This window comes from Streptomyces sp. NPDC004266, assembly GCF_042874095.1.
Lineage (GTDB): Bacteria > Actinomycetota > Actinomycetes > Streptomycetales > Streptomycetaceae > Streptomyces.
Window position 1 is genome coordinate 21298 of record NZ_JBIAMM010000020.1, and the last position, 16403, is coordinate 37700.

The 16403-nt window shown below is 75.3% G+C and carries 13 protein-coding genes; 7 read left to right on the forward strand and 6 right to left on the reverse strand.

Annotated elements, in window-relative coordinates:
• The first annotated feature begins 54 nt into the window (after positions 1 to 54).
• Positions 55 to 2931, forward strand: coding sequence for a DUF6493 family protein (locus tag ACFYUZ_RS34665; protein WP_389316059.1), 2877 nt, complete (start codon positions 55 to 57; stop codon positions 2929 to 2931).
• Between the two features lie 76 nt (positions 2932 to 3007).
• Positions 3008 to 4459, forward strand: coding sequence for a GNAT family N-acetyltransferase (locus tag ACFYUZ_RS34670; protein WP_389316061.1), 1452 nt, complete (start codon positions 3008 to 3010; stop codon positions 4457 to 4459).
• Here the strand turns inward: ACFYUZ_RS34670 and ACFYUZ_RS34675 are convergent.
• Positions 4371 to 5597 (reverse strand): trans-sulfuration enzyme family protein, encoded by a 1227-nt coding sequence (locus tag ACFYUZ_RS34675; protein ID WP_389316063.1) that lies wholly within the window; start codon positions 5595 to 5597, stop codon positions 4371 to 4373. The two genes, ACFYUZ_RS34670 and ACFYUZ_RS34675, sit on opposite strands and share 89 nt — an antisense overlap.
• Positions 5598 to 5656: 59 nt before the next feature.
• On the opposite strand from ACFYUZ_RS34675, the gene ACFYUZ_RS34680 reads away from it, so the two are divergent.
• The 3 genes from ACFYUZ_RS34680 (at position 5657) to ACFYUZ_RS34690 (ending at position 8427) form a co-directional block, all read left to right on the forward strand.
• Complete coding sequence (locus ACFYUZ_RS34680) at positions 5657 to 6154, forward strand: Lrp/AsnC family transcriptional regulator (protein WP_030686247.1); 498 nt, start codon at positions 5657 to 5659, stop codon at positions 6152 to 6154.
• A gap of 49 nt (positions 6155 to 6203) precedes the next feature.
• On the forward strand, positions 6204 to 7907 hold the full coding sequence (locus ACFYUZ_RS34685; protein WP_389316064.1) for a DUF885 domain-containing protein: 1704 nt from the start codon (positions 6204 to 6206) through the stop codon (positions 7905 to 7907).
• A gap of 70 nt (positions 7908 to 7977) precedes the next feature.
• A complete protein-coding gene (locus tag ACFYUZ_RS34690) occupies positions 7978 to 8427 on the forward strand; it encodes an Lrp/AsnC family transcriptional regulator (protein WP_123458959.1) in 450 nt (149 codons plus the stop codon).
• On the opposite strand, the gene ACFYUZ_RS34695 is transcribed toward ACFYUZ_RS34690, so the two are convergent.
• From ACFYUZ_RS34695 to ACFYUZ_RS34705, 3 genes are all read right to left on the reverse strand, one after another.
• Positions 8417 to 11455, reverse strand: coding sequence for an AAA family ATPase (locus tag ACFYUZ_RS34695; RefSeq protein WP_389316066.1), 3039 nt, complete (start codon positions 11453 to 11455; stop codon positions 8417 to 8419). The genes ACFYUZ_RS34690 and ACFYUZ_RS34695 overlap by 11 nt on opposite strands.
• Positions 11452 to 12627, reverse strand: coding sequence for an exonuclease SbcCD subunit D (locus tag ACFYUZ_RS34700; protein ID WP_389316068.1), 1176 nt, complete (start codon positions 12625 to 12627; stop codon positions 11452 to 11454). Before ACFYUZ_RS34700 ends, ACFYUZ_RS34695 begins: the two co-directional genes overlap by 4 nt.
• 205 nt (positions 12628 to 12832) lie before the next feature.
• Complete coding sequence (locus tag ACFYUZ_RS34705) at positions 12833 to 13459, reverse strand: YigZ family protein (RefSeq protein WP_389316070.1); 627 nt, start codon at positions 13457 to 13459, stop codon at positions 12833 to 12835.
• Positions 13460 to 13677: 218 nt separating this feature from the next.
• On the opposite strand from ACFYUZ_RS34705, the gene ACFYUZ_RS34710 reads away from it, so the two are divergent.
• Positions 13678 to 14118, forward strand: coding sequence for a CoA-binding protein (locus ACFYUZ_RS34710; RefSeq protein ID WP_389316072.1), 441 nt, complete (start codon positions 13678 to 13680; stop codon positions 14116 to 14118).
• A gap of 12 nt (positions 14119 to 14130) precedes the next feature.
• On the opposite strand, the gene ACFYUZ_RS34715 is transcribed toward ACFYUZ_RS34710, so the two are convergent.
• Both ACFYUZ_RS34715 and ACFYUZ_RS34720 read right to left on the reverse strand, forming a co-directional pair.
• A complete protein-coding gene (locus ACFYUZ_RS34715; protein WP_389316074.1) occupies positions 14131 to 14694 on the reverse strand; it encodes a YbaK/EbsC family protein in 564 nt (187 codons plus the stop codon).
• A 99-nt stretch (positions 14695 to 14793) separates the two neighbouring features.
• Positions 14794 to 15366, reverse strand: coding sequence for a helix-turn-helix domain-containing protein (locus tag ACFYUZ_RS34720; RefSeq protein ID WP_030686272.1), 573 nt, complete (start codon positions 15364 to 15366; stop codon positions 14794 to 14796).
• Between the two features lie 104 nt (positions 15367 to 15470).
• Between ACFYUZ_RS34720 and ACFYUZ_RS34725 the strand changes: the two genes are divergently transcribed.
• Entirely contained in the window at positions 15471 to 16334 is an 864-nt protein-coding gene (locus tag ACFYUZ_RS34725) for an EamA family transporter (RefSeq protein WP_389316075.1), read from the forward strand.
• The last annotated feature ends 69 nt before the right edge of the window (positions 16335 to 16403 follow it).

A 16403-nucleotide genomic window follows, 5' to 3' on the forward strand; every position in this document is an offset into this window, starting at 1 on the left:
CGTGCGGAGGTCCGTCCCGGGTGATTGTCGGTGCGGGGTCCTACCGTCGTACCCATGACGCGATCCGTACAGGCGCTCGCCTGTCTTCGCCCGTCCCCGCCGGAGCCCACGGGCTCCGGCGGACTGCGGGGGAGCACCATGGAGAACGGGACGGGGAAGAGCATGGCGACCGGGACGGCCGGGGAAGCGGCGACCGACGAGAACGACGGCGCGGTGAGCCACACGGCTGACGACGCCCCGGCCGGTGCCGACGGCGGCACCGGCGGCGGGAGGGGCCGGGCCGGGGTCGAGGAGCTGCTCGCCGCCGTGCGCGAGGGGCGGGCCGAGGCGGTGCCGGGCCTTCTGGAGCCGCTGGACGCCGCCGCGCGCAAGGTCGCGCTCACCCGCCTCAAGGCGCTGCGCGCGGAGGTGCGCGCCGGGAAGTGGGCGCCGCCCCCGCCCCTGCCGAACCTCGTCCGCGGCGCGCTGTACGCGGCGGGCGCCGGCTGCCTCCCGACGGCCGCGGCGGCCGCGAGCTGGCTCGGCGCGCGCGAGCTGCCGATCAGGGAGGAGGACGGCGCCCTCGTTCTCCGGGCGCTCGGCGACCGGGACCCGGAGTGGGCGGCGGACCTGGCGGGGCGTCTGGCCGGGCGCCGGGCGGTGGCGGAGAACAGCTACACGCTGCTCCACGGGCTCGTGGCCCGCTCCGGGTACACGGTTGCGCCCACCGACGGCTACGTCACCGCCTGGACCCGGCACGTCACCGACGACCGGCTCGTGGAGCGGCTCCGCGAGGATCCGCAGACGCCGGTCCTGGTGGCCCACGCCCTCGCGATGGCCGAGCCCCCCGAGCCGCCGTCCCGTGCTCTCGGCCGCCGGCCGCGGAGGTACTGGCCCACGGCCCTGCTGACGCTCGTCGAGGAGGGGGTCCTGGACCGGGCCCGGGTCCTGGACGTGTGCGTGTCCCGGCTGCTGCGCGGCGGCCCCGCCCGGAGTCTGCGCCTCCCGCTGGAGGTGGTGCGGCTGCTCGAACCGGAGGCGGAGGAGCTGCGGGAGCGGATCCCGGACTGGGTCGGCATCGCGTCCGACGCGCCCTCGCTCGTCGCCGGGTACGCGCAGGACGTGCTGGCGGAGCTCGCCTCGGCGGGGGCGCTGCCGGCCGGGGCGCTGGCCGAGATGACGGCCGGTGTCCTCTTCCGTACCGAGAAGAAGCTGGTGCGGGCCCAGTTGGCGCTGGTCGGCAGGGTGCTGGCCGAGGAGCCGGGCGCGGCCGGGGAGCTGCTGCCCGCCGTGACGGAGGCCTTCGGGAGCGAGGACACCGGTGTGCAGGAGCGGGCCCTCAAGCTGGTCGGCCGTCATCTGCCGTCCGTGGACGCCGAGGTGCGGCGCGAGCTCGCGGAGGCCGCCGGCCTGCTGAGCCCGATGCACCGGCAGGCCGCCGAGGAGCTGTTCGGCGCGGACCTGGGGCTGGGGACGGCTCTTCCGTACGAGGAGATCCTGCCGCCGCTGCCGGAGGCGCAGCGGCTCGCGCCCCCGGCGACGACGGTCGAGGAGCTGGTGGCGCAGCTGGTGGTGAAGCGGCTCTCGGAGGAGCCCGCGGCGTTCGAGCGGGCGCTCGACGGTCTGGTGAGGCATGCGCACCGGGACCGGGCGGCCGTGGTGGAGGCGGTGCGGGAGGCCTTTCCCCGGTCCCACCGGGAGCAGGGGGCCCACTCCCCCACGCGCGAGGCCCAGGGGATCCACGTGGTGCTCGCGGGGCTGCTGGATCCGGCGCCGGTCGACTTCCGCCGGGACCGGGACCGGGACCGGGACCCCGGCCCGGGCTCCTGTCTCCACGAGGCCCTGTCGGGGGTGCTCGACGCCCGGCTGCGGGAGGCCGCCGGCCTCGTCGGCACGGACGCGCTGCCGTTCCTCCTCGCCACGCCGACCTGGAGCACGGGGGCGATCGATCCCCGGGTCCTGGTGGAACGGCTGCGGGAGTACCGGGACTCCGGTGCCGAGCCCGCTCCGGCCGATCTCGCCCAGGCCCTGGTGCGGGTGCTGCGGGCCGACCCGTCGGCCGGGCGGGCGGCCGAGGAGGCGGCGGCGCTCGGCACTCCGGCCGGCCGGCGGCTCGCCGCCTGGCTGCGCGAGGAGACGTCCGTGGGGGCGACCGTGCGGTTCCTCCCCCGGGACGAGGACGGGACGTCGGAGAGGTGGTGGCCGATCGACCGGATCGTGGTCGATCTCGGCGAGCACCGGACGGTCCGGGCGGAGTTCCCGCCCGCCTTCCAGTGGCTCGGCGGCGCTCCGGAGGCGGCCTCCCGCCGCTGCCGCCACCGGGTGGAGGGCCGGGCGCAGTGGGCCCCGGTGCTGCCGGCCGACCGCGAGCTGCTCGCGGCCTGTCTTCTGCCGACCCTCGCGCACTGCGTCGAGGAGGACTCGCGCGGCGCGGCCGAGCCGCTGACCGCGCTGGTCGAGGCCGACGGGCCGGTCGGCCGTGCGGTGCTGCTGGCCCTGGCCTTCGGTCTCGGCTGTGTGGACGCGGACGACCGGCTGCGCGCGGTGGACGGCGTGCTCGTCCTGGCGGCACGGGGCGAGCTGAACGCCCGGCGGCTGGGCACGGAGCTGGCGTGGCTGGTGGCGGAGGGCTCGGTGAAGCCGAACCGGCTGGCGGACGCGGCCCGGACGGCGGCCGCCACGGGTGCGTACCGTACGGTCTGGATAGTGCTGGAGGCGATGCTTCCGGAGGTGCTCGCCCCGGCGCAGCCGGTGCGGGGGCTCGGCGAGGTCCTCGCGGTGGCCGCCGACTGCGTGGAGCGGTGCGGGGCCCGCGGGGAGGTCGCCGGGCTCGAAACGCTCGCCTCGGGGCGGGGTTCTTCGCAGCTGGTGGTGCAGGCCGGGCGGCTGCTGGGCGCACTCCGTCAGGGGGTCGATCAGCCTCTGCCAGAAACGGTCCGAATCGGAATTTAAGTCAACAGATCGGCACTTAACCCGTCAGTCACAAAGCGTTCGCGATCACGCAACACCGCTGGGTCACAGTGAAGTCATGACCGATGTGACGTCTTCGAAGAGCGCCCGCAGTCCGCACCACTGGCGGCACGACCTGATCGAGCTCGCCGCCCTGTTCACCGCCGTGGTGGTGGCCGACACGATCGCCAAGACCATCGTCAAGGGCCCCGACGGCCCCTACCTCCTGGTCTTCTCCGCGATCACGCTGGTCGCCACCGCCGCGTTCCACACCTGGTGGGCGCGCAGGCGCAGTCATGCCGACCATGCCCCGCCCGCCGGTCACACCGGCGGGCGCCCCACCACGGACGTGCCGGCCCCGAGCAGGTCCCCGGAGAACGACCAGGAGACGGAGGGGGAGTCCGGAGCGCCGGCCGAGACGACGCTGTGGCGGATGCGGACCACCGTCGCGGACACGCCGGGCAGCCTCGCCGCGCTGTGCACGGCCCTCGCCCGCCTGGGCGTGGACATCCTCACCCTCCAGACCCATCCGCTCGCCGACGGCACGGTCGACGAGTTCCTGCTGCGCGCCCCCGCCGGCCTCTCCGCGCGGGCCCTCGCCCGCGAGACGGCAGCGGCCGGCGGCCGCGACACCTGGACCGAGCGGGCCGACGCCCACGACCTGGTGGACGCCCCCACCCGGGTCCTGGGGCTCGCCACCCGTACCGCGCTCGACGCGGCCGAACTGCCGCTCGCGCTGCGGCAGCTCCTCGGCCGCTGCACCCTCCACTCGGTGCCGGCGGTCTCGCTGACCGGTCGCCCCACCGGTGAACAGGCCCCGGTCGAAGGCGTCCTGGAGGAGACCGTGATGCGGCTGCGCGACCCGCACGGCGGCACCCTCGTCGTCGAGCGGCCCCATCTGCCCTTCACCCCGACCGAGTTCGCCCGGGCCCGCGCCCTCGTCGAGCTCGACGCCCGGCTCGGGCCCCGCGTCCCGCGCAGCCAGGACGTGCTGACCCTGCCGGAGGGCAACGAGATCACCGTCCGCCGCGCCGACCAGCGCGACCTGCCCGCCGCGCGCGCCATGCACGACCGCTGCTCCGCCCGCACCCTGGGGCTGCGCTACCACGGCCCCGTCGGCGACGCCGACCGCTACCTCGACCACCTGCTCAGCCCCCGCTTCGGCCGCACCCTCGCCGTGCAGACGGCCTCCGGCCGCCTCGTCGCCCTCGGCCACCTGCTGTGGGACGGCGACGAGACGGAGGTCGCCCTCCTCGTCGAGGACGACTGGCAGCGGCGCGGCATCGGCTCCGAGCTCCTCGGCCGACTGGTGGCGATGGCCGAGGAGACCGGATGCGACAGCGTGTACGCCGTGACGCAGTCCTCCAACACGGGGATGGTGGCCGCGATGCGGGCGCTGAACCTCCCCCTCGACTACCAGATCGAGGAGGGCACCCTGGTGATCACCGCCCGGCTGTCCCCGGCGTCGCGACCGGCTGTCCGGGCACGGCAGGAGCAGCCGCGCGAAGGGACCCGGCCGGCGGAGCGCTGAGCGCCTGGGTCAGGTCGCGCCACAGGTCCTCGACGTCCTCCAGGCCCACCGACATCCGCAGCAGCCGGTCGTTGACGCCCGCGGAGCGCCGGTCTCCCTCGGCCACGATCCGGTGGCTGATGGAGGCCGGGTGCTGGATGAGGGTGTCGACGCTGCCGAGGCTGACCGCCGGGGTGATGAGCCGCACGCCGGCGATCACGTCGTGCGGCTCCCCGTACACCTCGAAGGCGATCATCGCCCCGCCGATCCGCGGGTAGTGGACGCGGGCGACGCGGGGGTCGACGGCGAGCCGCCGGACCAGCTCCGCGGCCGTCGAGGACGCCGCCCCGACCCGTACCGGCAGGGTGGAGAGACCCCGCAGCAGCAGGTATCCGGCGAGGGGGTGGAGCACCCCGCCGGTGGCGAAACGGACCTGACGGAGGGTACGGGCGAACTCCTCGTCGCAGGCGACGACTCCGCCCATGACGTCGCCGTGGCCGCCCAGGTACTTGGTGGCGCTGTGCAGCACGATGCGCGCGCCCTGCTCGACGGGGCGCTGGAGCACCGGCGTGGCGAAGGTGTTGTCGACGAGCAGCGGGACGGAGCCGCAGGAGTGGGCGATGGCCCGGACGTCGGCCTCGGCGAGCGTCGGGTTGGCGGGCGACTCGACCATGACGAGGCCGGTGTCGGGCCGGATCGCGTCGGCGATGCCCGCCGGGTCGGTCCAGGTCACCTCGGTGCCGAGCAGCCCGGCGTCGAGGAGGTGGTCGCTGCAGCCGTACAGCGGACGGACCGCGACGACGTGCCGCAGCCCCTGGCTCGCCCGGGCGAGGAGCACGGCGGTGACGGCGGCCATGCCGCTGGCGAAGGCGACGGCGGCCTCGGCGCCCTCCAGACGGGCGAGGGCCTCCTCGAAGCGGGCCACGGTCGGGTTGTCCAGCCGGGCGTAGACGGGCGGGCCGTCGAGCCGGGCACCGGTGGTGGCGAACTCGTCGATCCGGGCGGCCTCGGCCCGGGCGTCGTACGAGGGGTAGGTGGTGGACAGGTCGATCGGCGGGGCGTGCAGTCCGAGTCCGGCGAGGTCCTCGCGGCCGGCGTGCACGGCTTCGGTGGCAAGGGCCCTCGGGATGACCGAGAGGCCGTGATCCATGGCGTCCATGGCGGCACTGTGAACGGATACCGGGAAGTAGCGTCACTTCACCGTGTTACGTTCGCCAGATGGCCGATTCTGTCGTACTGGACGCGGTCGATCTGCACATTCTTCGCCTCCTGCAGAACGACGCCCGGAGCACCTACCGCGAACTCGCCGCCGAGGTCGGGGTCGCACCCTCCACCTGCCTCGACCGGGTGGCACGGCTGCGCCGCACCGGGGTGATCCTCGGACACCAGCTACGACTGGATCCGGCCAAACTCGGGCGTGGACTCGAAGCGCTGCTTCTCGTCCAGGTCCGCCCCCACCGGCGTGAACTGATCGGTCCGTTCGTCGACCGGATCCGGGCCCTCCCCGAGTCCCGGGCGCTGTTCCACCTCACCGGTCCCGACGACTACCTCGTCCACGTGGCCGTGGCGGACCCCGCCGACCTGCAGCGTCTCGTCCTCGACGAGTTCACCTCGCGCCGCGAGGTGGCCCGCGTCGAGACCCGGCTGATCTTCCAGCAGTGGGAATGCGGCCCTCTGCTGCCGCCCTCCCCCGGCCCTTCCTTGTCAGCCGACTGAGGCCTGACGAGGGTGACGCGGGCCCGCCGGAGGCGCCAGGATGACCCCCATGCCAGACACTTCCAGCAGCGCGCTGCCCCGCCAGGTCGCCGACGACCACGTCGACGCACTCATCGCCCTCGACCCGATCACCGGTACGTACCTGGGAGTCAAGGAGAGCGCCGGACTGCTGCCGGACTTCTCGCCCGCCGGCCAGCGGGCGGTGGCCGACCTCGCCCGCCGCACGCTCGCCCGGCTCGACGAGGCCGAGCGGGCACCGGGCGCGGACAGCGACGCCGAGCGGCGCTGCGCCCGGCTGCTGCGGGAGCGGCTGACGGCGGAACTGGCCATGCACGAGGCCGAGGAGAACCTCCGCACGGTCAGCAACATGCGCTCGCCCGCCCACAGCGTCCGCATCGTCTTCACCGTCATGCCGACGGAGACCGAGGAGGACTGGACGGCCGTCGCCGCCCGGCTGCGCGCGGTCCCGGCCGCGCTCGACGGCTACCGCGCCTCCCTCGCGCTGGGCCTGGAGCGCAGGCTCTTCGGCGGCCCGCGCCCCACCGCCACGTTCGTCGAGCAGCTCACCGAGTGGGCGGGCGGGGAGAACGGGAAGCCGGGCTGGTTCGAGGAGTTCGCCGCCGCCGGCCCCGCCACGCTCCCCGGGGAGCTGAGGGCCGAGCTGGAGACGGCCGCGAAGGGCGCCACCGCCGCCGTCGGGGCGCTGCGGGACTGGATGCGGGACGTGTACGCCCCGGCCGTGGCCGACGCGCCGAACACGGTGGGCCGCGAGCGCTACCAGCGCTGGACCCGTTTCTTCAACGGCACCGATCTGGACCTCGACCAGGCGTACGCGTACGGCTGGAGCGAGTACCACCGGCTCCTCGGCGAGATGCGGACCGAGGCCGAGCGGATCCTGCCGGGCGCGGGCCCCTGGGAGGCGCTCGCCCACCTCGACGAGCACGGCACGCACATCGAGGGCGTGGAGGAGGTCCGGGTCTGGCTCCAGGAGCTGATGGACGAGGCGATCGAGGCGCTCGACGGCCACCACTTCGAACTCGCGGAGCGGGTACGGCGGGTGGAGTCCCGGATCGCGCCGCCCGGCGGCGCCGCGGCGCCGTACTACACCGGTCCCTCCGAGGACTTCTCGCGCCCCGGCCGCACCTGGCTGCCCGTGGACGGCACGACCCGCTTCCCGGTCTACGACCTGGTGTCGACCTGGTACCACGAGGGCGTCCCCGGCCACCACCTGCAGATCGCGCAGTGGGCGCACGTCGCCGACCGGCTCTCCCGCTACCAGGCGACCATCGGGAAGGTCAGCGCGAACTCGGAGGGCTGGGCGCTGTACGCCGAGCGCCTGATGGACGAACTGGGCTTCCTGCCCGACGCGGAGCGGCGCCTCGGCTACCTGGACGGCCAGATGATGCGCGCGTGCCGGGTGATCGTGGACATCGGCATGCACCTCGGCCTGGAGATCCCCGCGGAGTCGCCCTTCCACCCGGGCGAGCGGTGGACGCCGGAGCTCGCCCAGGAGTTCTTCCAGCTGCACAGCAGCCGCCCGCCGTCGTTCGTGGAGAGCGAGATGACCCGCTATCTCTCCATGCCCGGCCAGGCGATCGGCTACAAGCTGGGCGAGCGCGCATGGCTGCTCGGCCGGGCCAACGCGCGGGCCGCGCACGGCGAGGCGTTCGACGCGAAGGCCTGGCACATGGCGGCCCTCTCGCAGGGGCCCCTCGGCCTGGACGACCTGGTGGACGAGATCTCCCGCCTCTGAGCCTTTCGCCTGGTGAGAATCCCCGGCCGATCGCTTGATCGACCGGGGATTCCCCTGCACGCTCTCCCCCATGAGCACCGCATACACCCCGGACGCCACCGACTGGCGCATCCTCGAAGCGCTCCAGTCCGAGGGCCGCGCCAGCTTCGCCGAGCTCGCCCGCGCCGTGTCGATGTCGCCGTCCGCGGTGACCGAACGGGTGCGGCGCCTGGAGGACGCCGGGGTGATCACGGGCTACACGGCGATCGTCGACCAGGACCGCCTGGGCCTGCCCATCCTCGCCTTCGTGCGGCTGCGCTACCCGCACGGCAACTACAAGCCCTTCCACGACCTGCTGGACACCACGCCCGAGGTCCTGGAGGCCCATCACGTCACCGGCGACGACTGCTTCGTGCTCAAGGTCGCGGCCCGCTCCATGAAGCACCTGGAGGGGATCACCGGGAAGGTCGCCACGCTCGGCGCCGTGACCACCAGCATCGTCTACTCCTCGCCGCTGCCCCGCCGCTCCCTCAGCCGCTGAGCGCGTCCCCTCCGGTGCGCAGCCGCACCGCCGAGCCCTGTCGTGCCTTGACGACCTCCAGCTGGGCCGGGATCCGGCGGCGCAGGTCGCCGACGTGGCTGACGATGCCGACGCTGCGGTCCCGCTCGCGCAGCGAGTCGAGGACGTCGAGGACCTCGTCGAGCGTCTGCTCGTCGAGGCTGCCGAAGCCCTCGTCGATGAAGAGGGTGTCGAGCCTGACGCCGCCGGCCTCGTCGGTGACGACGTCGGCGAGGCCGAGGGCGAGCGCGAGCGAGGCGAAGAAGGTCTCGCCGCCGGAGAGCGTGGCCGTGTCGCGTTCGTTGCCGGTCCAGGCGTCGACGACGTGCAGGCCGAGGCCGGACCGCTTGCCGCCGGAGCGGGCGTCGGAGTGGACGAGGGTGTAGCGGCCCGAGGACATGCGCTGGAGGCGGGCGCTCGCGGCCGCCGCGACCTGTTCGAGCCGGGCGGCGAGCACGTACGACTCCAGGCGCATCCGGCGCTCGTTCTCCGCGGAGGTGCCGGCGGTGAGGGCGGCGAGCCGGGCCACCCGGTCGTACTCCTCGCGCAGCGGCCCGAGGCGGCGGACCTCGGTGAGGGCCTGCCGGGAGAGCCCGGCGAGTCCGGTGGCCCGCTCGCGGGCGGCGGCCAGGGCGGAGTCGGCCTCGCGGAGGGCGCGTTCGGCCGTGGTGTGCGCGGCCGCCGCGGCGGCGGGGTCGGCGGGCGGCCGGGCGGCGGCCTCGGCGGTGCCGGGCTCGGCGAGCCGGTCCGCGACGGCGGCGGCCTCGGCCCGCCAGGCGTCCACGCGCTGCTGGAGGTCGCGGCGCGCGCCCTCGCCGAGGAGGGCGCCGGCGGCCTCGGCCGGGGTGGCGAAGCCCGCCCGGTAGGCGGCGTCGGCGAGCCGGTCGTCGGCCTCCTTGAGGCGCCGGGCGGCGAGTTCGGCGGTGCGTACGGCTCCGGCGGCGTCGACCAGGAGGGCGATCCGCCGCTCCAGGCGGGTGGCGTGTTCGGCCACGCCGGCGAACGCGCCGCGTCCCCGGGCGAGTTCCTCGTCGAGCGCCGACTGCTCCCGCTCCAGCGCCTCCCGTCGCGAGGTCCGGGCGGCGACCCGCCGCTCGGCCTCGCGCTGCGCGGCCACCCGCTCCTCGTGCTCCCGCTCGGCCCGCGCGAGTGCCTCGCGCGCGCCGTGCGTCTGCCCGGCGAGCGCGTGCGCCTCGGCGTGCAGCCGGGCCAACTCCTCGACCTCGCCCGCCAGTTCGCCCGCCTCGGGATCGGACGCACCGGGTTCGGCACCCGCCAGGACCTCCGTGCGGGCCGCGGACCAGGACTCGCGAGTGACGGCGAGTTCGCGTTCGGCGGCCGTGCGGGTCTCCTCGGCGCGGCTGTAGGCCGCGTAGGCGGCGTCCTCCGTGGCGCGGTCGACGTGGCCGGCGGTGGTGCGGGCGGGGGCCGGGTGGTCGGTGGAGCCGCAGACCTGGCAGGGGTCGCCCGGGGTGAGGGCGACCGCGAGTTCGGCGGCGATGCCCTCCAGGCGGCGGGACTTGACGTCGAGCCAGCTCTCGTGGGCCGCGTTGCGCCGCTCGCGGGCCTCCGCGAGGCGTGCCTCGGCCGCCCGGGCGTCCTGGGCGAGGGAGTCGCGGCGGCGGGCGGCGGCGAGCCTGCGGCGGGCGGGCTCCAGCCGGCCCGCGAGGTGTTCGGCGCGGGCGGCGGCGTCGCGGGCGGCCTCGACGCGTTCGGCGAGGGCCGTGCGGCGCGGTTCCCAGCCGGCGAGCCAGTCGGCCGCGTCCCGGAGGACGTCCTCGTCGGCGCGCGCCTCCCGGGCGAGTACGGCGCGTTCCTCGGCGACGGCGGCCGCGCGGCGCTCGGCGCGGCGGGCCGCTTCGAGGCCGCCGAGCTCCTCGCGCAGTCGGTGTTCGAGGGCGGAGAGGTGTTCGGCGCCGGCCTCGGCGAGGTCGGGGGGCAGCAGGGCGCGGGCGCGCTCGCGGGCGGCGTGCGCGGCGGCGTGCTCGCGCTCGGCGTCGCGGCGCAGTCCGAGGGCGGGGGCCACCCGGTCGGCCTTGAGGCCCCGGTCGAGGGCGTGCTGGAGGCGGTCGCGCTCGGGGACCTGCTCGGTGAGCCGTTCACGGCGCCGGAGGGCGTCGGCGTGCCGGGCCTGCCGGGCGGCGAGGTCGTTCTCCGCGTCGAGGGCGGCGCGCGCGGCCTCCCGGGCGGCCTCGGCCGCGGTGAGGCGCACGTCCGCGATGTCGAGGGCTTCACGCGCCTCGGTGCGGGCGACGGCGGCCCAGGTGAGGACGGAGTCGGCGAGCCCGGGGTCGCCCGGCCGGCCCTCGACGGGGGTGCGGGCGGCGTCGAGGCCGCCGGCGGCCTGGGTCATGCGGTGGGCCAGGGTGAGCAGCCGCGCGTCCCCGTCCTCGACCTGCTGCTGGGCGGTGCGGCGCAGTTCGGCGAGGCGTTCCTCGACGGCGGCGAAGCGGCGGGTGTCGAAGAGACGGCCGAGGAGTCTGCCCCGGGCCTCGGCGTCGGCGCGCAGGAAGCGGGCGAAGTCGCCCTGCGGGAGGAGGACGACCTGGCAGAACTGCTCGCGGCTCATGCCGAGGAGCTGGGTGATCTCCTCCCCCGTCTCCTGGTGGGAGCGGCTGAGGCCGGCCCACTCGCCGGTGGCCGGGTCGTACTCGCGGAGCCAGGTCTGCGCCTTCTCGGTGGTGAAGCCGCCGCCGCGCTTCTTGGGCCGCTGCTGGGCGGGGCGGCGGGTGATCTCCAGCCGCCGGTCCCCCACGGTCAGTTCGAGGAGGACCTCGGTGTACGTGCCGACGGGGGCGTGGTCGCTGCGCAGGGAGGTGCCGGGGGTCTGGCGGACGCCGGGCACGCTTCCGTACAGGGCGAAGCAGACGGCGTCGAGGACGGAGGTCTTGCCGGCGCCGGTCGGCCCGTGGAGGAGGAAGAGGCCGGCGGAGGACAGCGCGTCGAAGTCGATCCTCTGCGTGGTGCCGAACGGGCCGAAGGCGGTGATCTCCAGGCGGTGCAGCCTCACCGGCCCACCTCGCGCTCGGCCGTGTCGACGCGGACGTCGTCGAACGCGCCGTACAGGACCGTCCGTTCGGCGCCGTCGAGGGCGCCGCCGCGCACGTGGGCCACGAAGTCCTCCGCGATCTGCTGGTCGCTGCGGTCCCGGAGCCGCTGGGCGTAGGAGGCGCCGGGGTCGTCCGAGGTCCGCTCGGGGTCGAAGACCAGGTTGAGGGTGTGCGGGAAGCGCTCGGCGAGCCGGGCCATGGGCTCGGCGGGCCGCACGGGGTCGGTGAGGGTGGCCTCGACCCAGGACTGCTCGTGCGGGGTGAGCGCGGGGTCGGCGAGGAGGTCGTCGAGCCGTCCCCGGATGCGGGCGAGGGGGCGCGGGACGGGGCAGTCGAGGCGTGCGTCGCCGGTGATCGCCCCGTCGGGACCGCCGGGGCCCAGGTCGATCAGCCACATGCTCTTGCGGTGGTCGGCCTCGGAGAACGAGTAGGCGAGGGGGGAGCCGGAGTAGCGGACGCGCGGGGTGAGGGTCTGGCTGCCGTGGAGGTGACCGAGGGCGACGTAGTCGACGCCGTCGAAGATCCCGGCGGGGACGGCGGCGACGCCGCCGACCGTGATGTCCCGCTCGCTGTCGCTCGGCGCGCCGCCCGCGACGAAGGCGTGGGCGACCACGACGGAGCGGGTGCCGGCGGGTCGGCGGGCGAGGTCTGCGCGGACCCGGTCCATGGCGGCGGCGAGGACGGCCTCGTGGCCGCCCTTCCCGGCGCCGAGCCGTTCGCGGACGAGCACGGGTTCGAGGTAGGGCAGCCCGTAGAGGGCGACCTCGCCGTGGGCGTCGGAGAGGAGGACGGGGGTGCCGATGCCGTCGGGGTCGGTACGGAGGTGGATGCCGGCCCGCTCGATGAGTCCGGCGCCGACGCCGAGGCGGCGGGCGGAGTCGTGGTTGCCCGAGATCATGACGGTGGGCACCCCGGCCTCGGCGAGGCGGTGCAGCGCGGTGTCGAAGAGCTCGACGGCGGGCAGCGGGGGCACGGCCCGGTCGTAGACGTCCCCGGCGACGAGGACGGCGTCCACGTCGTGCGCGTGGACGGTCGCCACGAGGTGGTCGAGGAAGGCGGCCTGGGCGTCGAGGAGACCGACGCGGTGGAAGGACCGGCCGAGATGCCAGTCCGAGGTGTGCAGGAGCCTCACGATGCCGCCCCACCCCGCATGTGTCCTGCTCCTCGCCGCCGGTTCCCGTTCGTGTGCGCGCACCACGCTATCCCGAGCGGGCGGGTGGGTGCGGCCCGTCCACGGGAGCGCGTGCGGCCGGGCGGGCCCCTGCGTCCGGCCGCACCGCGTCGGGCGCGGGACGCCGCTGACGGCCCGTCACGTGAGGTGCGTCACGTGTGACGTCTCACGCGTCGCCGTACGCCTCGCCGCCGAGTTCGAAGGAGGCCGTGCCGGCCGTGGCGTCGGCGAGCCAGCCGCGGAAGGCGGGCACGTCCGCGTCGGGAAGGCCGATCTCGATCGTGACGGCGTCGGCGTACCGCACCTCGCGGACGGCGCGGCCGGTGGCCCGCAGGTCGTTCTCCAGCTTGCCCGCGCGCTGGTGGTCGACGGTGACGGTGGCGAGCCGGAAGCGCTGCCGGGTGACGGTGCCGAGGGCGTCGAGCGCCTCGCCGACCACCCCGCCGTAGGCGCGGATCAGGCCGCCCGCGCCCAGCTTCACGCCGCCGTAGTAGCGGGTGACGACGGCGGCGACGTACCGCATCTCGCGGCGCAGCAGCATCTGGAGCATGGGGACGCCGGCCGTGCCGCCCGGCTCTCCGTCGTCGCTCGCCTTCTGCACGGAGGCGTCGGCACCGAGGACGTACGCGAAGCAGTTGTGGCTGGCGGTCGGGTGCTCCCTGCGGATCCGTGCGACGAACTCCTGCGCCTCGCGCTCGTCGGCGACGGGCGCGAGCGCGCAGAGGAAGCGCGAGCGGTTGATCTCGGTCTCGTGCACACCCTCGCGGGCCAGCGTGCGGTACTGCTCCTGCATCCGACCAGCCTACGGGCCGTCCGGCCCGGCCCCCTCCGGCGCCCTCCCGGCGCACCTCCCCCCGCCGGCCCCGCGCTCCCGGAGGGGGCCGACGCGAGGTGACCGGGGTGCCCCTGAGGGGGACGCCGGGGCCGCCGGGGCGCGCGCACGGGAATCCCGGCCCGTCGCGGCTCGTTCTCCTGGTGGACGGACCGCACCGACGAGAGGCAGCAGAAGCGATGAGCGTAGACACGACGACCACGGACCCCACCGCGTACTCCGCGTCGGAGACGGTGCGGCGGATCCTGACGTCCACGGGCGACACGTGGGCGGTGGTCGGCCTCTCGTCGAACCAGGCCCGTGCGGCGTACGGGGTGGCGGCGGTCCTCCAGCGCTTCGGCAAGCGGATCGTCCCGGTCCACCCGAAGGCGGAGACGGTCCACGGCGAGCAGGGTTACGCCTCGCTGGCCGACATCCCGTTCCCGGTGGACGTCGTCGACGTCTTCGTGAACAGCGAGCTGGCGGGCGCCGTCGCCGACGAGGCCGTCGCGATCGGCGCCAAGGCGGTCTGGTTCCAGCTGGACGTCATCGACGACGAGGCCTTCGCCCGCACGCGCGAGGCGGGCCTCGACATGGTCATGGACCGGTGCCCCGCCATCGAGATACCGCGCCTGGGCTGAGTGCCCGGAGGTTCAGCCGACGGGGACGCCGAGGCCCTCCAGGACGACGGCGCCGGGGAGTTGGGCGAAGGCCTTGCCGGGGAGGATGAGCTTGCCCCGGCGGCGGCCGCTGCCGACGAGGACCCACTCGGTGTCGACGACGGCGGCGTCGACGAGCAGCGGCCAGTCGGCCGGGAGGCCGAGCGGGGTGATCCCGCCGTACTCCATGCCGGTCTCGCCGGTCGCGGTGTCCATCGGCGCGAACGAGGCCTTGCGGGCGCCGAGGTGCTTGCGGACGAGGCCGTTGACGTCGACGCGGGTCGCCGACTTCACGAGGCACGCGGCGAGGGTCGTCGTCTCCCCGCGCCTGCCCGCGACGACCACGCAGTTGGCGGAGGCGTCGAGGAGTTCGGCCCCGTGGTGCTCCACGAAGACGGCCGTGTCGGCGATGGCCGGGTCGGTGTCCACGTACAGCACCCGGTCGGCCGGGACGGGTCCCGTCCAGGCACGGACGGCGGCGGCGACGGGGCCGGTCAGGAGGTCGAGGCAGTCGGGGGCGGGTCGGGCGTCGTCGAAGTCTCCGATGGGTGCGCGCATGCGCCTCACGCTAACAACCGCCGCCCGGTTCGGGGGCGTCCGTCTCAGCGTGCGGGCGGCGGGACCTGGGCGACGCCTTGCGTACGGGCGGCGGGCGCGTCAGCGTACGGGCGGGATGGAGACGGCCATCGTCATCTCGACCGGCTCGTCGCCGTCGTTGCGGTAGGTGTGCGCGACGTTCGCCTCGAAGACGGCGGAGGTGCCGGCGGGCAGCGGGTGGTCCTCGCCGTCCACGACCAGGGTGAGCGTGCCGGCGGTGACGTGCAGCAGTTCGACCGTGCCCTCCGGGTGCGGGTCGGAGGCGGTGCCGTCGCCGGGCATGAGGGTCCAGGACCAGAGCTCCAGCGGACCGCGGGCCTCCGTGCCGACCAGGAGGGTGGTGTGGCTGCCGGCGGAGGTGGACCACATCCGGACGGCCTGGCCGGGCGGGACGAGCCGGACCTGGGGGCCCTGCTCGTAGTCGAGGAGCGTCGTGATGGAGACGCCCAGGGCGTCGGCCAGCTTCACGGTGGTGCCGACGCTGGGATTGGTCCGGGCCTGCTCGATCTGGATGATCATGCCGCGGCTGACGCCGGCGCGTGCGGCGAGCGCGTCCAGGGTGAATCCCCGCTCCTTGCGCCAGCGCTTCAGGTTCCGGGCGAGCGACTGCGTGAGCTGGTCGAGGTCCGACACATTCCGTCCAATATTCTGGATGACAGAGTCCAATGAACTGAACTACGGTGGGGTGCACCCGACCGTTCACCGCACTGTACTGCCGCACGCCCTTGCGAGGATCCATGACCGCCCTGTTCGCCCTGGCCACCAGCCTTCTCTGGGGCCTCGCCGACTTCGGGGGCGGACTCCTCACCCGCCGGATCCCCGCCCTCACCGTGGTCGTGGTCTCCCAGACCCTCGCCGTCCTCGTCCTGGGCACGATCGTCCTCGCGACCGGCGCCTGGACCGAGGCGGGGCCCCAGCTCTGGTACGCGGTGGGGGCGGGCGTCGTCGGCCCGGCGGCCATGCTCGCCTTCTACAAGGCGCTCGCGCTCGGCCCCATGGGCGTGGTCTCCCCGCTCGGCTCCCTCGGCGTCGTCGTCCCCGTCTCCGTCGGCCTGCTCGTCGGCGACCGGCCGGGGCTGCTCCAGTTCGCCGGCATCGGCGTGGCGATCCTCGGCGTGGTGCTCGCGGGCGGGCCGGAGCTGCGCGGGGCGCCCGTCCAGCGCCAGGCGGTCCTGCTGACCCTGGTCGCCGCCTTCGGCTTCGGCTCGGTGATGGCGCTCATCGCCGAGGCGTCCACGACCGTCACGGGCCTGTTCCTCGCCCTGTTCGTCCAGCGCGTCACCAACGTCCTGGTCGGCGGCGGAGCCCTGTACGCCTCGGTGCGCCGCGGTGGCCGCGCGCTCCCCGAGGGCGGGCCCCGGACCGTCGGCGCCGCGCTTCCGGCCCTCGCCTTCGTGGGTCTCGCGGACGTCGCCGCCAACGGCACGTACGCGATGGCCGCGCAGCAGGGTCCGGTCACCGTCGCCGCCGTCCTCGCCAGCCTCTATCCGGTCGTCACGGCCCTCGCGGCCCGCGGCGTCCTCAAGGAACGCCTCCGCGCCGTCCAGGCCGCGGGCGCGGGCCTCGCCCTGGTGGGCACGGTCCTCCTGGCCACGGGCTAGGTGCATCGACCCGCAGCGTTGTTGACGCGGCTGATGGGCGGGCGCCCGGCCCGGTCGGCAGGACACCCC

Coding starts and splice junctions, on each gene's coding strand:
- ACFYUZ_RS34665 (WP_389316059.1), top strand. CDS start 55: ATGACGCGATCCGTACAGGCGCTCGCCTGTCTTCGCCCGTCCCCGCCG.
- ACFYUZ_RS34670 (WP_389316061.1), top strand. CDS start 3,008: ATGACCGATGTGACGTCTTCGAAGAGCGCCCGCAGTCCGCACCACTGG.
- ACFYUZ_RS34675 (WP_389316063.1), bottom strand. CDS start 5,597: ATGGACGCCATGGATCACGGCCTCTCGGTCATCCCGAGGGCCCTTGCC.
- ACFYUZ_RS34680 (WP_030686247.1), top strand. CDS start 5,657: ATGGCCGATTCTGTCGTACTGGACGCGGTCGATCTGCACATTCTTCGC.
- ACFYUZ_RS34685 (WP_389316064.1), top strand. CDS start 6,204: ATGCCAGACACTTCCAGCAGCGCGCTGCCCCGCCAGGTCGCCGACGAC.
- ACFYUZ_RS34690 (WP_123458959.1), top strand. CDS start 7,978: ATGAGCACCGCATACACCCCGGACGCCACCGACTGGCGCATCCTCGAA.
- ACFYUZ_RS34705 (WP_389316070.1), bottom strand. CDS start 13,459: ATGCAGGAGCAGTACCGCACGCTGGCCCGCGAGGGTGTGCACGAGACC.
- ACFYUZ_RS34710 (WP_389316072.1), top strand. CDS start 13,678: ATGAGCGTAGACACGACGACCACGGACCCCACCGCGTACTCCGCGTCG.
- ACFYUZ_RS34715 (WP_389316074.1), bottom strand. CDS start 14,694: ATGCGCGCACCCATCGGAGACTTCGACGACGCCCGACCCGCCCCCGAC.
- ACFYUZ_RS34725 (WP_389316075.1), top strand. CDS start 15,471: ATGACCGCCCTGTTCGCCCTGGCCACCAGCCTTCTCTGGGGCCTCGCC.